Here is a 14,077-nt window from a genome sequence, read left to right as displayed (position 1 = left end):
GCGTACACCGCAGCCATCGCCATCGCCATCGCCATCGCCATCGCCAAGAATTGAAGCTTAAGCTGATGCTGGATGTGCGGTACTGGCGACATCGGCCACGCTTTGAAAATCGGCATCCACTTGCGCCAATTGTGCGAATTTATTTGCAAACCACGTTGCATCGTACCAAGCGACATTTTGGCTATGCTTTACATCGTCCCACAAAGAAAAAAACCAGCGCCGCGCCGCAAAGCCATCGGCTAATGGCTGCTGCTCGATATAGCTTTCCAATAAACGCCAATCAGGAAACGCATCCGCCAAATGAAAAATATCCTGCTCACGATGGCGAAATGCCACATCACACGGATCAATGGCAGCAATCGGTAAGCCGCTGGCGTCATATAAAAAATTACACGCGTGCGGATCATCGTGGCACAGTGACGATGGCCCTGTAATCGGCGCCAATACGCGTTCACGCTCAGCCCACAGCTTGGCAAACGCGCTGCGTAATTGAGTAGAAAACGGCGAATTCTCGGCATTCAAGCCAGCCAACAACGGCCGCGTCCACGATTCAAAAGCAGGTAAAAATGCCAAGGTGAATTCGCCATTGGCATGTTCAAAGCCACGCGCATCACTCACGGCATGCCACGCCAACATTTGCTCAACAATCCGCTGCGCCGTTGGTGTCGGATTTGGCAAAGGATTAGGCAACTCCCAAGCTGGAATACCCAATAAGCGCGGCATCAACAAGGCGTCGAGCTTGCCATGCTCGCCCAAAATCTCGCGATGCACTAAAACCTCGGGCATCGGCAACAGACTATGCGGGCGTAAGCGATTCAAGGCCACAATTTCAGAGGCCAAACGCCCTGCTTGCCGAGAAAACTTAACGACAAATTCACCCTGTTCGGCTTGCAAAAATACGACATGGCCATAAAAAGACGGAATTTCTTGTGTCACTTGTAAATTAACTAGGCCCGCTTGTGCAGCAAAAGCCAATGCCGGCGCTTGATAGACGGAAGTTTCCATCGCAAGAAGTCTCAAATAGATGGGTTTAGGGTATATTACTTGATTGCCTTGCGTATCTCGACAGTGAACGTGGGCTTTAATCAAAAGGTCTCCCAATCGCAACGCCGATCAAAAGAACGATGAGCGATCGATCGGCACCACCCCGCCCTTGCGATGATTAAAGTCCCCTTAAATTGGTGCGCTGCTTCAAAAGAGACTGCTAATGTATCGTGCGACTGAACAAACTGACATCCCGATGATCCGCATTCGCGGAGCCCGTACCCATAACCTCAAAAACGTCAACTTAGACTTGCCGCGTGGCAAGCTGATTGTGATCACCGGCTTATCTGGGTCGGGTAAATCGTCGTTGGCTTTCGACACTTTGTATGCCGAAGGACAACGCCGCTATGTTGAATCGCTCTCGGCGTATGCACGGCAGTTTTTGCAATTAATGGAAAAACCCGATGTCGATTTGATTGAAGGGCTGTCGCCAGCCATTTCGATTGAACAAAAAGCCACCAGCCACAATCCGCGTTCCACCGTGGGCACGGTGACCGAGATTCACGATTATTTACGGCTGTTATTTGCCCGCGTTGGCACGCCATTTTGCCCTGAACACCAGCAAGCGCTGCAAAGCCAAACCGTCAGCCAAATGGTGGATCATGTGTTGGCGCTGCCCGAAGACAGCAAACTGATGATTTTAGCGCCAGTGATTATGGGCAAAAAAGGCGAAAACGCCGACTTGCTCGAAGAGCTGCGCGCGCAAGGTTTTGTTCGCGTTCGCATCGACGGCGAAGTGTTCGAGCTCGACGAAACGCCGAAACTGGACAAAAACAAAAAACACACCATTGACGTCGTCATTGATCGGCTGAAAGTACATGCCGACATTCAGCAACGACTTGCCGAAAGCTTTGAAACCGCCTTGCGCCACGCCGAAGGCCGCGCCATTGCGGTTGAAATGGACACCGGCAAAGAGCATTGGTTTTCGGCCAAATTTGCTTGCCCGATTTGTAGCTACAGCTTGCCTGAACTCGAACCGCGTTTGTTCTCGTTTAACAACCCAATGGGCGCTTGCCCTTCCTGCGATGGACTCGGTCACCGTACCTTTTTTGATCCCAAACGCGTCGTGGCGCATCCTGATCTGAGCTTGGCCGCCGGCGCAGTAAAAGGCTGGGATAAACGCAATCAGTTTTATTTCCAAATGCTGATGAGCATTGCCGAACATTACGGCTTTGATATCAATACCGCGTGGAATGAATTAAGTAGCGAAGTGCAAGACGCGATCTTGCAAGGCTCGGGGCGCGATGAAATCGCGTTTATGTATACCAATGAACGCGGCAATAAATTCGAGCGCGCCCATGCTTTTGAAGGGATTATTCCGAATTTAGAGCGCCGCTACAAAGAAACCGATTCAATGGCGGTGCGTGAAGAGCTCGCCAAATATCAAAATAATCAAGTTTGCCCAAGCTGCAATGGCGCGCGGTTACGCACCGAAGCACGCCATGTGCAAGTTGGGGGTATTACCCTGCACGCCATATCCAAAATGGCTTTGCGAGATACACTGCTGTTTTTTACTGGTTTACATTTAGAAGGCGCCAAAGCGCAGATTGCCGAAAAAATCGTCAAAGAAGTCAGCGAACGACTTGGCTTTTTGGTCAACGTGGGCCTCGACTACCTGTGCCTTGAACGCAGCGCCGATACCCTATCGGGCGGCGAAGCACAACGCATTCGCTTAGCCAGCCAAATTGGTTCTGGCCTTACTGGGGTGATGTATGTGCTCGATGAGCCCTCCATTGGTCTGCATCAGCGCGACAATGACCGCTTAATCGGCACTTTGATTCATCTGCGCGATTTGGACAATACGGTAATTGTCGTCGAGCACGATGAAGACGCGATGCGAGCTGCCGATTGGCTGATTGATATGGGCCCGGGCGCTGGCGTACACGGTGGCGAAGTCATCGCCTACGGCAAGCCTGAAGACGTGTTTAACAATCCGAATTCTGTCACCGGCCAATTTATGACTGGCAAACGCAAAATTGCGATGCCCGCCACCCGCCGTGTGCCGACCGAAGGCCGCTGGCTGCATATCAAAGGCGCCAGCGGGAATAACTTAAAAGACGTCGATCTGGATTTGCCGCTGGGCATGATGGTGTGCATTACCGGCGTTTCTGGCTCGGGTAAATCCACGCTGATTAACGACACTTTGTATGCGATTGCCGCCCGTGAACTCAATGGCGCTGGGATCGAATCGTCGCCATATCACAGCGTGCACGGGCTTGAGCATCTAGACAAAGTCATTAATGTCGATCAATCGCCAATTGGCCGCACCCCGCGCTCGAACCCTGCAACGTATACCGGGCTATTTACGCCGATTCGTGAGCTGTTTTCTGGCGTGCCGATGAGCCGCGAACGCGGTTATGGGCCGGGGCGATTCTCGTTCAACGTTAAAGGCGGTCGCTGCGAAGCGTGCCAAGGCGATGGCGTGATTAAAGTCGAGATGCATTTCTTGCCCGATGTGTATGTACCGTGTGATGTGTGTCATAGCAAACGCTATAACCGTGAAACGCTGGAAGTCTTGTACAAAGGCAAAAACATTACGGAAGTATTGGAAATGACGGTGGAAAACGCGCTGGCCTTCTTTAGCGCCGTGCCCACCGTCGCCAGAAAGTTGCAAACCTTAATGGACGTGGGCTTGGGCTATATTCGCCTCGGGCAAAGCGCCACCACGCTCTCGGGCGGCGAAGCACAGCGCGTGAAATTGGCGCTGGAGCTCTCCAAACGCGACACCGGCCGCACCTTGTATATCTTGGATGAGCCGACCACGGGTTTGCATTTTCACGATATCGACCTGCTGCTGACCGTGGTGCAGCGCTTGGCAGGCCATGGCAATTCAATTGTCGTTATTGAGCATAATCTGGACGTGATTAAAACCGCTGACTGGGTAATTGATTTAGGCCCTGAAGGCGGTGCAGGTGGTGGACAAATTATTGCCACCGGTACACCTGAGGAAGTCGCTAAAAATCCACATAGCCATACGGGGTATTACCTTGCACGCTCTTTAAATAAAGCGCCAGAGTAAGATACCCAATCAAAAAAAACCGCCAACAATCGATTGGCGGTTTTTTTGTCTTTCAATTTGCTGATTAGGGCTGGCCGTAGTGGCTGAGTAATTTATCCAGCCATTTGGACGCACTTAAACGCTGCGGCATGGTGCCTTTATACAAGAGCATTTCTAAGCGTTCAAACGCTTCACGGCGTTGATCGGCGGCAATTAAGGCGGCAATCTCTTGCAACGTTGCATCATCAGAAACAAAGTCTTTCGCCGAAAACTGCCGGCGCGGGTGAGCGATTGATGGCGTATTCGTCTCGGGGTCGCGATCTTGCTGAGCGGCAAAAACGCTCAGCTGATCCGCGCCTCGTTCATGGGCGGTGGGCAACAAATCTAAATCAAAATGAAACGCATCGTGATCGCCACTCACAATTGGGGGATTGGATTGCAGCGGCATCACGCCTAAAGTCTGCGCTAAATTGGCATTATGAATCACCGTCGTTGGCGCCGCGACGCTGGGCGCTGATCGCGCATCGATCGATTGATACAAAGGATTATTAGCGTCGATTTTCTGTCCCATGCTTTGCACCTGCTGCCACAATGAATCGCTGGCAAAATGCAAGCGAAACGCCACCGCACGTTCTTGAAACGCTTCCAGCATCTGTTCTTGCGCAAAGACTTCTAATAGCTTCATCCACAAAGCCAATGAATGCGGGCGATCAAGTACTTCGGCACTGAGTAACTGAATCGCTTGCGCCGTCATGCCGTAGTCCAGTAATAACTGCGCTTCTTCTGCCACTGAAGCCGGCGAAACAACGTCCACGCCATGCCAATCGGTGTTGTCATACTCTGGCGCGGGCGTCGGCGCGGGCGTGGCAAAGCCACTGGTTCGTGTTTGCGAATGCGGAAAATGACTCGGCGTTCTTTGCGCCAAGATCGTCGTTGGATTGCCATGCAAAGTGGCAATTCCCAGCGCCGAGTACGAATTATCGGCGGTAACGCGCAATCGTTGCCGCCAAATCACCACCAAAATCGCCAGCAAGGTCAAGCCCAAGAACAACCACCATTGCCAAGAAAACGAAGCATCATCTTCCATTTTGGCCGCGCCTTTGGCTGGCGAATTGGTGGTATTAACCCGATTTAATTGTTGCTCTAATTGAACGATCTGATCTTTGAGTTGCAGCATTTGTGCCGCTTGTTCGTCCGATTCAAGCGACAATAAACGCTCTCGCAAACGCAAAATTTCTGCTGGTGACAAGTTATTTTTTTGTTTTAAATCCAGCGTCGGCAATGATAAGCGCAAACGAAATTCATCCGCGCTCGCCGTCGCGCTCGCAGCAGATTCAATCGCATCGACGGCAGTACTGGCAGGCGATAAGCTAAGCCTCGCCTCGGCTGGCAAAGTCTCAATCCGCGGTGCTGCCGGTGCTTTTGCTTTGGCTATCGGTGCTGGCAATTGCAATCGCCATTGATTTCCCAAGCGCACCGTCGAGCCTTGTGGCAAATCTGGGTTCAGATCAAAAATACGCTCAACAAACTGAGCGCGTTGCTGCGCTTGATTCGGATAATAACGGCGCGCGATATTGGCGACGGTATCGCCCTCTTCAGTCCACCATACCGCGCCTAAACGTGGCAAAGTACGTAGATTGATGGGGGTAGTGATCGGCTGATGGCGTTTTTTATTGGCGGCTTGGTATTCGTGTGGATCGAGTAGCACACTGTAATCACGCTGAAAAACTCGGTTTTCTTCTCCCGGGCATTTGACCCTAACCGCTAAATTCAGTAGTGGCTCTTGCCAAGCATCAAGGCCATAAATCAAAACGCGGCCGCCTGCACCATCTTGCTGAAAAACCAATTTGGCACGGCGCAATACATTTTGCTCTTCGCCGCCATGCAAGCCAACGAGCCGAAAACAGGCGCTACTGAGTTCTTCTTCCTCTGATGCCGCCACAGAGATACTGGCCGAAAATTTTTCACCCAATGCAGAATACACTCGGATATCGCCCAACATTGCAGCATGCACCCCACCCGCAAGCATACACATTGCACTCAGGGCAAAAATAAACGGAGATAAACGCAGAAGGCGATGCAATTTTCTTATCATTATTTTTTCATAGGAACATCTAATTACAAATCAATCAATACCGTAGCACGGTAAAAATAATAACACGATACCTCAAACAATCATTCTAAAAAACCAAGTAACCCATGCGAAATAAACCAGCCAAGCCTCACGATGTCGATCTTCAGCTTTGATCAATTCGAGAAAGCAAAAAGAGCACGATCAGTCGTGCCCTATTACCTATATCTTGGCGTATTTTAATAGAAATAAGCGTAATGCATTTGTTATTGCTCAGTTTAAATGCAAATCGTTGATATCCACAGCCTCAGTATGGCGATATCCAGTTCTGCGGCGCAATATAAAATTGCGCCGCAGCAGGATAAAAATAATGCCAATCGATTAAGGCTTAAATTTATACAATATCAAGATGATCTAAACCCGACAAAACGTCACGATTTTTCGATTCCGTGCCATTTAATTTGATTTGCAAGCGTAAATCATTCACCGAGTCGGCATTACGCAAGGCGTCTTCATAGCTAATGCGATTGGCTTCAAATAAATCAAATAGCGATTGGTCAAATGTTTGCATACCCAGCTCACGCGATTTTTTCATAATTTCTTTAATCTCGTGAACTTCGCCTTTAAAGATTAACTCGGAAATCAATGGCGAATTGAGCATCACTTCAACGGCGGCAACGCGGCCTTTACCGGATAAATGCGGCACTAAACGTTGCGATACAAAGGCCTTTAAGTTAAGCGATAAATCCATCAATAACTGAGAACGGCGCTCTTCAGGGAAAAAGTTAATAATCCGATCCAGTGCCTGATTGGCCGAGTTGGCGTGCAAGGTCGCCATACAAAGATGGCCGGTTTCGGCAAAAGCAATCGCGTAGTCCATGGTTTCACGATCGCGCACTTCGCCAATCAAAATCACATCCGGCGCTTGGCGCAAGGTGTTTTTCAGCGCCGCCATCCAAGAATCAGTATCTACGCCCACTTCTCGCTGCGTAATAATCGAATTTTTATGCTCATGCACGTATTCAATCGGGTCTTCAATGGTAATGATATGGTCATAGGCATTTTCATTCCGATGCCCAATCATGGCCGCCAACGACGTTGATTTACCTGAACCCGTCCCGCCAACAAAAATCACTAAACCGCGCTTGGTCATCGCAATATCCCGCAATACTGGCGGCAGGTTTAATTCTTCTAATTTGGGAATTTCTGAATTAATCGTCCGTAACACCATGCCAACACGGCCTTGCTGCATAAATGCATTCACCCGAAAACGCCCCATTGAGCCGGGGCTAATCGCGAAATTACATTCTTTATTGGCTTCAAAGTCTTCGGCTTGACGATCATTCATAATCGCCCGCGCTAATTCTTTGGTGTGTTGTGCAGTGAGTTGCTGATTTGAAACAGGGGTCACTCGACCATCGATTTTCATTGCTGGCGGAAAATCAACGGTGATAAATAAATCCGAAGCATTTTTACTGCGCATATGCCGCAATAAATCATGCATAAACTTGGCTGCTTGTTCTTTTTCCATAATCGACTGAAATTAACCCTTAAAATTATCTGGAATCGCCGCTTTACCACGCGCATCGATAATTGACACCACATTACGTTGCACTAGATTTTGCAGACATTGATCCAAGGTTTGCATGCCATATTGGGAGCCGGTTTGAATCGATGAATACATTTGCGCAATTTTATTTTCGCGGATTAAATTTCGAATCGCCGGAATCCCGATCATGATCTCATGCGCGGCAACGCGGCCTTGTCCATCTTTGGTTTTTAATAAGGTTTGCGAAATCACCGCACGCAATGATTCAGACAGCATCGAGCGAACCATTTCTTTTTCTGCCGCAGGGAAAACGTCAACAATCCGGTCAATGGTTTTTGCGGCCGATGTGGTATGCAAAGTACCAAACACCAAATGCCCGGTTTCTGCGGCGGTGAGTGCCAAACGAATGGTTTCCAAATCGCGCATTTCACCGACCAAAATCACATCCGGATCTTCCCGTAAGGCGCTGCGTAATGCATTCGAAAACGACATCGTATGTGGGCCGACTTCACGCTGATTGATGAGGCATTTTTTAGATTGATGCACAAACTCGATTGGGTCTTCCACCGTCAAAATATGGCCATATTCATTGTCATTAATGAAGTTAACCATGGCCGCGAGTGTGGTTGATTTACCCGAGCCTGTAGGGCCGGTGACTAATACCAAACCACGTGGGTTTTGTGCGATGTCCTGAAAGACTTTGGGACAGCCTAATTCTTCAAGTGATAAGACTTTGGATGGGATCGTCCGAAATACCGCGCCAGCGCCGCGATTTTGCACAAAGGCATTCACCCTAAAGCGCGCTAAGTTAGGAATTTCAAAGGAAAAGTCACATTCGAGGGTGTCTTCGTAAATTTTTCGCTGGCCATCATTCATAATGTCGTACACCATATCGTGGACGTCTTTATGCTCCATTGCCGGTAAGTTAATGCGCCGAACGTCGCCATGAACCCGAATCATCGGTGGCAAACCAGCGGAAAGGTGTAAATCGGAGGCTTTATTCTTTACCGAAAAGGCTAAGAGTTCTGAGATTTCCATTTATAATTCTTCCTCTTATCCATCAAATTGGCCCAACAAAAGCCCATCATTAAGTATGGGCTTGGGCTTTTGAGTTAATTTTCCCATTATGGCAACGATTTTTACTGCATTGCAAGACGTACAGGCGAGGATTGACACTGCGTGCACAGCTGTCGGGCGAAACCCCGCAGCAGTGAAGCTGTTAGCGGTGAGTAAAACCTTTCCTGCTGCCGATATTCAAGCTCTCTATCAATTCGGTCAGCGCGCATTCGGTGAAAACTATGCGCAAGAACTGGCCAATAAATGCCAAATTCTGGCGGAATATAACGACATTGAATGGCATTTTATTGGTCCTTTGCAGAGCAATAAAACCCGTTTAGTCGCTGAAAACGCCGCGTGGGTGCATACAATTGAACGCTTTAAAATTGCCGAACGTTTGTCTGCTCAACGACCGACACATTTGCCACCAATTAATATTTGTCTGCAAGTGAACGTCTCGGGCGAAACAACAAAATCAGGCGTCGCACCAGAGCAAGTCTTGGCTTTGGCTGAGCAAGTGGCCAAATTACCGCAACTTTGCTTACGTGGCTTGATGTGTATCCCTGAATCAAGCCATGATTCAGAGATACTGGCACAGCAATTTTTAGTTTTAGTGCAATTAAAAGCGCAACTCCAAGCACGCGGATACGCCTTAGACACCCTCTCGATGGGGATGTCGAACGATTTAGAGTCGGCCATTGCCGCTGACTCCACTTTAGTGCGTGTTGGTAGCGCCATTTTTGGCCAGCGACATTATTCATCATGAACGCCGTACGATGCTCAGGCACACGGTTTGATCAGGACAGCAAATAACCATGAAAATTACTTATATCGGCGGTGGCAATATGGCCAGCGCGATGATTGGCGGCATGTTGTCACAAGGCTTTAAAGGGCAAGACATCCACGTGGTTGAGCCCGATGCCAATAAACGCGCAGAACTTGCGCAGCAATATGGTATTAGCTGCAGCGCACCGGATGAAGCGTTGCCAGCCAGCCAAGCGATTATTTTCGCCATTAAACCGCAACAATTTCGGGCAGTTGCACAAAGCATCTTGCCGCAACTGAACACAGCGTTAGTGATTTCCATTGCCGCTGGCATTCGCGCGGCGACCATCAGCCAATGGCTAGCGGGCTATCAACGCATTGTTCGCGTGATGCCCAATACTCCGGCTTTAGTTCAAGCGGGGATTTCTGGGGTGTATGCCACAGAACACGTCACCGAAACGGATAAGGCCTTAACCACGCGTATTTTAGCGTCCATTGGTGAGCAAGTTTGGGTTAACGATGAATCACAAATGGATGGGATTACCGCGATTTCTGGCAGTGGCCCGGCGTATGTGTTTTATTTAATGGAAGCGTTGCAAGCAGCGGCAGTAGCGCAAGGCTTTGATACCGACATCGCCAATAAACTGGCCTACCAAACTTTTGCTGGTGCGGTCAAACTGGCGCTAGCTAGCCCAGATGACGCCGGAACTTTACAAGTCAAAGTGACTTCTAAAGGGGGAACGACAGAGCGAGCGATTCAAACCTTGCAAACGCACAATGTACGCGCAACATTGATTGCCGCCGCCGCCGCAGCTGCAGCGCGCTCAGTCGAGCTAGGTGATGAGCTCGGCCGAAACCCAGAATAATCAGAATAATAAATTAGGAGGCTTTATGCTCACCAGCGTACTCGATTTTTTACTACGCAATGTACTCGATTTTTTTATTTTACTGCTGCTGGTTCGATTTTATTTACAAGCAGCCCAGGTTTCATTTCGCAATCCGATCGGCCAATTTGCGCTGGCGCTCACCAATTGGATTGTGCTACCGATTCGCCGTTTTATTCCGCCATTTAAAGGCTATGACAGCACGAGCTTAGGTTTGGCTTGGCTGTTTGCGCTGGCCATGCATGCCTTACTTTTGGCGATTAGCCCTTGGCCGTTTAACTTTATGTCGGGCAATTCAATTTTAGCTTTGGCACTGATTGCGACACTTGAGTTATTCAAAATGTCGCTCTATCTATTGTTTGCCGCCGTAATTGGCCAAGCCTTAATGAGCTGGCTATCGCCTTACAATCCATTTATGGCGATTTTAACCGGCTTGACTGCGCCGTTTTTACGGCCGATTCAAAAAGTGATTCATCCGATTGGTGGGATTGATATCACACCATTTATTCTTATCTTATTCATTCAGCTCCTACTCAATGTGTTTGTCGCACAAATGGAGCCGATGATTCTTCAACAAGTCGTGGTAACTGCATAATGGCGCACAATCGCTGGTTCACTCAAAACGGAACAACCCTCATTTTACGTTTACACGTACAAGCCAGTGGCAAAAAAACCGAATGTCTTGGTTATTATGGGGATGCCTTAAAAATCAGAGTGGCAACGCCACCTGTTAGCCACAAAATGAATGTGTGTTTGGTCACTTGGCTGGCTGATCAATTTGGCGTTCGTCCACAGCAAGTGGGGCTCAGTAGTGGTGAAAACACACAAAATAAAGTTTTCACCATCACTGGAAGCAAGGTATCGCCCGAGAAGCTAAACCCAGCTTAGCTTAGCGATCAATACGTGGCGTGGTATCGACCGGATCAACTCGGCGATACTCGGCCTCAATGATGCCATCGTCTGGCCTAGGCTGGCCGATGGTGGATTTGTTTTTCCACGGCAAAAGCAAAACCAAAGCGATTGCATCGCTGATTAAACCCGGAATCAGCAACAACACCGCAGCAATAAAATAGCGCGCAATGCCTAGTAAACTATTAATTCCGACTTGGCCAGTGCGAACATCGTGCATCAGCTTTAAACCGACTGCCAAGCGGTGATGACGTAACATCAAAATACCCAAGCAAAATGATGCGATAACCCAAATCAGCGTCCAAAAAGTGCCGATGGTATCGGCAAGCCAAATCAAAGACATGACTTCAAGAAAAGGATAAGCCAACAGGCATCCGAACAAAAGGTAAGGCATGACAACTCCAACTGAAATTTTAATCGTGTGGTGCAACTGCCCCGATCTTGCCACTGCCAAGCAATTGGCATCGGGTTTGGTTAAAGAAAAACTGGCGGCTTGTGTGAATGTTTTACCTGCAGTGGAATCGATTTACCATTGGGAGAATAGGTTAGAAAATGCGATAGAAGTTCCGCTGATGATCAAAACCACCCGCGCCAATTATTGCCAACTTGAAAACTGGTTACAAACTCATCACCCTTATACAATCGCTGAAATTATCGCCACTCCCGTTACCGCAGGCTTACCTGCTTATCTCGATTGGGTTCGTACCGCTACCGCTGAGAGCAACTAAATGCATCGATTTTTAAGCTTCATTGTTTTAATCTTCATTTCTTTCGGCTCGCAAGCCCAAACCGAGCTATTGGCTCCGGATCAAGCATTTGTTCCTAAATTGATTCAGCTCGATCCGCAAACTTTAGCCGCCGATTTTACCGTGGCACCACAATATTATTTGTATCGTGATCGAATCAGTTTTGCCGCGAACGGTCACGAGATCGAAACGGTATTTCCCCAAGGGGAGATCAAAGAAGACCCAAGCTTTGGTCGAGTTGAAGTCTATAAACACGATACCCGCATTGTGCTGAAATTCAAACAAGCCGTCGACGCAACGCTCCCTATTATCTTCAAATATCAAGGTTGTGCCGATGCGGGAATTTGCTACCCGCCACAAACCCAAATTTTACAAGCTGGGAAAAATACCCAAAACAAAGCCATTACCAACTTATTTGGCAATAACAACTCGGTCAATACTCCAGAAGAACCAGATTATTTTGCGGGCAGTTTTCTCGGTACGCTGGGCGTGTTTTTTTTGGCCGGCATTGGCCTGGCACTCACCGCCTGCATGTATCCGCTAATCCCGATTGTATCGGGCATTGTCATTGGCCATAACGCCAAACAAATTAAGCCGCAACGCTGGCAAGCCTTTGCTCTGACCTTTATTTACGTGCAAGGCATGGCACTGGCCTATACCGCGATTGGGATTGCGGCAGCGGCAACCGGTACTTTATTAGTGGTGTTCTTGCAGCAACCGATTGTGATTGCGGCCTTTGCCTTGTTTTTTGTCATGATGGCGCTGGCCATGCTCGGCGTTTTTCATCTGCAACTCCCGCAAGGCCCGCATAATTTTATCAATAACCTTGCCAATCGCTTACCCGGTGGCCGCTGGCTATCGGTGTTTGTAATGGGGCTATTGTCTGCGTTATTGGTGGGTCCTTGCATTGCGCCACCACTGGCTGCAGCACTAGCTTATCTAGGTACAACGGGTGATTTACTCCTCGGTGGCGCAGCACTGTATGTGATGGCGCTCGGACTCGGCGTGCCGTTACTGCTCATCGGGGCATTTGGTTCAACCATCTTGCCGCGACTTTCTGGTCGCATCATGCGTGGCATTAAAATCGCTTTTGGGATTGCACTACTGGGGATGGCGCTGTGGGTATCGCGCCCATTGTGGGAAGTGTATCTGCGCCCAGCGGCGCACCAGCTTAACTTTACTACTGTGGCCTCATCGAGCCAGCTCGATCAAGCGCTACTGGCCGCACGAGGCAAACCTGTCATGGTCGATTTTTATGCTGATTGGTGTGTGAGCTGCATTGAATTTGAACGCGAAACATTAAGTGATAAAGCCATACAAGCCAAACTAGAAAAAATCGTATTGATTCGGGTCGATGTCACTCAAAATAGTCGTGATGATGCGGCCCTTTTGGCCCGCTTTGGTTTATACGGGCCGCCTGCGTTGATTTTTTACTCATCAACTGGGCAAGAATTAAAACCGCGCGTCATCGGCTTTCAAAATTCTCGCGACTTTCTGCAAACACTCAATCGCATCGAGCTTCAGCAATGAAAAAAGCCTTAATCGCGCTGCTCTTACTGCATGCCACCAGTTTTGCCGCCAATGACCTCGCTAATATCCAGTTAAACGATTTGGCTGGGCAGCCGCAAGCACTATCTCAGTGGCAGGGTCGACCGCTAGTGATTAATTATTGGGCAACATGGTGCGGCCCATGCCGCCAAGAAATACCTGACCTCATTGAACTACAAAAAAAATACCAAGGAAAAGTGCAGTTGATTGGCATCGCGATAGATGATGCCGCCGCCGTTAACGCTTTTATACGGCCGCTGAACGTGAACTATCCAATCTTAATCGGTGGCAATAGTGCCATGGAGATGATGCGCAGACAGGGCAATTTGCATGCTGGCTTGCCCTTTACAGTGATTTTCGATGCCAGAGGACAAAAAATCGCCGTACAATTAGGCCGAATCAAGAAAGAACAGCTTGATCGCGTATTGAGTTCATTCAGTCAACCGGCTTCAATATCTAAGGTATATTAATCCAGCCTTTATTAAATAAAGGCTAGAGTCATATACC

13 protein-coding genes are annotated in these 14,077 nt (G+C 48.8%); 8 read left to right on the top strand and 5 right to left on the bottom strand.

Features of this window, described 5'->3' with window-relative positions; translation table 11 throughout:
* Positions 1-57: 57 nt before the first annotated feature.
* Positions 58-1,005, bottom strand: a complete 948-nt coding sequence (locus LG219_RS04130) for a phosphotransferase (RefSeq protein WP_226763278.1) — start codon at positions 1,003-1,005, stop codon at positions 58-60.
* 202 nt (positions 1,006-1,207) lie between these two features.
* Between LG219_RS04130 and uvrA the strand changes: the two genes are divergently transcribed.
* Complete coding sequence (gene uvrA, locus LG219_RS04125) at positions 1,208-4,063, top strand: excinuclease ABC subunit UvrA (RefSeq protein ID WP_226763277.1); 2,856 nt, start codon at positions 1,208-1,210, stop codon at positions 4,061-4,063.
* Positions 4,064-4,127: 64 nt separating this feature from the next.
* Here uvrA and LG219_RS04120 read toward each other — a convergent pair whose 3' ends face one another.
* From LG219_RS04120 to LG219_RS04110, 3 genes are all read right to left on the bottom strand, one after another.
* On the bottom strand, positions 4,128-6,125 hold the full coding sequence (locus LG219_RS04120; RefSeq protein ID WP_226763276.1) for a type IV pilus assembly protein FimV: 1,998 nt from the start codon (positions 6,123-6,125) through the stop codon (positions 4,128-4,130).
* Between the two features lie 382 nt (positions 6,126-6,507).
* The gene (locus LG219_RS04115; protein WP_226763275.1) at positions 6,508-7,644 is read right to left on the bottom strand and encodes a PilT/PilU family type 4a pilus ATPase; all 1,137 of its coding nucleotides are present in this window, start codon (positions 7,642-7,644) and stop codon (positions 6,508-6,510) included.
* Between the two features lie 12 nt (positions 7,645-7,656).
* Positions 7,657-8,700 carry a type IV pilus twitching motility protein PilT gene (locus LG219_RS04110; protein WP_226763274.1) on the bottom strand — a complete coding sequence of 348 codons (1,044 nt, stop codon included), beginning with the start codon at positions 8,698-8,700 and terminating at the stop codon, positions 7,657-7,659.
* Between the two features lie 88 nt (positions 8,701-8,788).
* Here LG219_RS04110 and LG219_RS04105 point away from each other — a divergent pair, with 88 nt between their 5' ends.
* From LG219_RS04105 to LG219_RS04090, 4 genes are read left to right on the top strand one after another with little or no spacing between them, the layout of a single operon-like run.
* A complete protein-coding gene (locus LG219_RS04105) occupies positions 8,789-9,484 on the top strand; it encodes a YggS family pyridoxal phosphate-dependent enzyme (protein ID WP_226763273.1) in 696 nt (231 codons plus the stop codon).
* Positions 9,485-9,533: 49 nt separating this feature from the next.
* Positions 9,534-10,349, top strand: a complete 816-nt coding sequence (proC, locus tag LG219_RS04100; RefSeq protein ID WP_226763272.1) for a pyrroline-5-carboxylate reductase — start codon at positions 9,534-9,536, stop codon at positions 10,347-10,349.
* 25 nt (positions 10,350-10,374) lie between these two features.
* A complete protein-coding gene (locus LG219_RS04095; RefSeq protein WP_226763271.1) occupies positions 10,375-10,962 on the top strand; it encodes a YggT family protein in 588 nt (195 codons plus the stop codon).
* The gene (locus LG219_RS04090; RefSeq protein WP_226763270.1) at positions 10,962-11,255 is read left to right on the top strand and encodes a DUF167 domain-containing protein; all 294 of its coding nucleotides are present in this window, start codon (positions 10,962-10,964) and stop codon (positions 11,253-11,255) included. Before LG219_RS04095 ends, LG219_RS04090 begins: the two co-directional genes overlap by 1 nt.
* A gap of 1 nt (position 11,256) precedes the next feature.
* Here the strand turns inward: LG219_RS04090 and LG219_RS04085 are convergent, their stop codons facing one another.
* Positions 11,257-11,670: an FxsA family protein gene (locus LG219_RS04085; RefSeq protein WP_226763269.1), complete on the bottom strand. Its 414-nt coding sequence runs from the start codon at positions 11,668-11,670 to the stop codon at positions 11,257-11,259.
* Here LG219_RS04085 and cutA point away from each other — a divergent pair.
* Genes cutA through LG219_RS04070 form a run of 3 tightly spaced genes read left to right on the top strand, consistent with a single transcriptional unit; the run spans position 11,669 to position 14,040 of the window.
* The gene (gene cutA / locus LG219_RS04080; protein ID WP_226763268.1) at positions 11,669-12,004 is read left to right on the top strand and encodes a divalent-cation tolerance protein CutA; all 336 of its coding nucleotides are present in this window, start codon (positions 11,669-11,671) and stop codon (positions 12,002-12,004) included. The two genes, LG219_RS04085 and cutA, sit on opposite strands and share 2 nt — an antisense overlap.
* Entirely contained in the window at positions 12,005-13,552 is a 1,548-nt protein-coding gene (gene dsbD, locus LG219_RS04075; protein ID WP_226763267.1) for a protein-disulfide reductase DsbD, read from the top strand.
* Positions 13,549-14,040 carry a TlpA family protein disulfide reductase gene (locus LG219_RS04070; protein ID WP_226763266.1) on the top strand — a complete coding sequence of 164 codons (492 nt, stop codon included), beginning with the start codon at positions 13,549-13,551 and terminating at the stop codon, positions 14,038-14,040. Before dsbD ends, LG219_RS04070 begins: the two co-directional genes overlap by 4 nt.
* Positions 14,041-14,077 lie beyond the last annotated feature (37 nt).

Source organism: Deefgea salmonis, assembly GCF_020531905.1.
Taxonomy (GTDB): Bacteria; Pseudomonadota; Gammaproteobacteria; order Burkholderiales; family Chitinibacteraceae; genus Deefgea; species Deefgea salmonis.
The sequence above is the reverse complement of the archived record's forward strand: the minus strand, read 5'-3'. Positions and strand labels throughout refer to the sequence as shown.

What these genes read in the sequence shown, in the direction of transcription:
- LG219_RS04130 (WP_226763278.1), bottom strand. Translation starts at nt 1,005, where the DNA reads ATGGAAACTTCCGTCTATCAAGCGCCGGCATTGGCTTTTGCTGCACAA.
- uvrA (WP_226763277.1), top strand. Translation starts at nt 1,208, where the DNA reads ATGTATCGTGCGACTGAACAAACTGACATCCCGATGATCCGCATTCGC.
- LG219_RS04115 (WP_226763275.1), bottom strand. Translation starts at nt 7,644, where the DNA reads ATGGAAAAAGAACAAGCAGCCAAGTTTATGCATGATTTATTGCGGCAT.
- LG219_RS04110 (WP_226763274.1), bottom strand. Translation starts at nt 8,700, where the DNA reads ATGGAAATCTCAGAACTCTTAGCCTTTTCGGTAAAGAATAAAGCCTCC.
- LG219_RS04105 (WP_226763273.1), top strand. Translation starts at nt 8,789, where the DNA reads ATGGCAACGATTTTTACTGCATTGCAAGACGTACAGGCGAGGATTGAC.
- proC (WP_226763272.1), top strand. Translation starts at nt 9,534, where the DNA reads ATGAAAATTACTTATATCGGCGGTGGCAATATGGCCAGCGCGATGATT.
- LG219_RS04095 (WP_226763271.1), top strand. Translation starts at nt 10,375, where the DNA reads ATGCTCACCAGCGTACTCGATTTTTTACTACGCAATGTACTCGATTTT.
- LG219_RS04090 (WP_226763270.1), top strand. Translation starts at nt 10,962, where the DNA reads ATGGCGCACAATCGCTGGTTCACTCAAAACGGAACAACCCTCATTTTA.
- cutA (WP_226763268.1), top strand. Translation starts at nt 11,669, where the DNA reads ATGACAACTCCAACTGAAATTTTAATCGTGTGGTGCAACTGCCCCGAT.
- LG219_RS04085 (WP_226763269.1), bottom strand. Translation starts at nt 11,670, where the DNA reads ATGCCTTACCTTTTGTTCGGATGCCTGTTGGCTTATCCTTTTCTTGAA.
- dsbD (WP_226763267.1), top strand. Translation starts at nt 12,005, where the DNA reads ATGCATCGATTTTTAAGCTTCATTGTTTTAATCTTCATTTCTTTCGGC.
- LG219_RS04070 (WP_226763266.1), top strand. Translation starts at nt 13,549, where the DNA reads ATGAAAAAAGCCTTAATCGCGCTGCTCTTACTGCATGCCACCAGTTTT.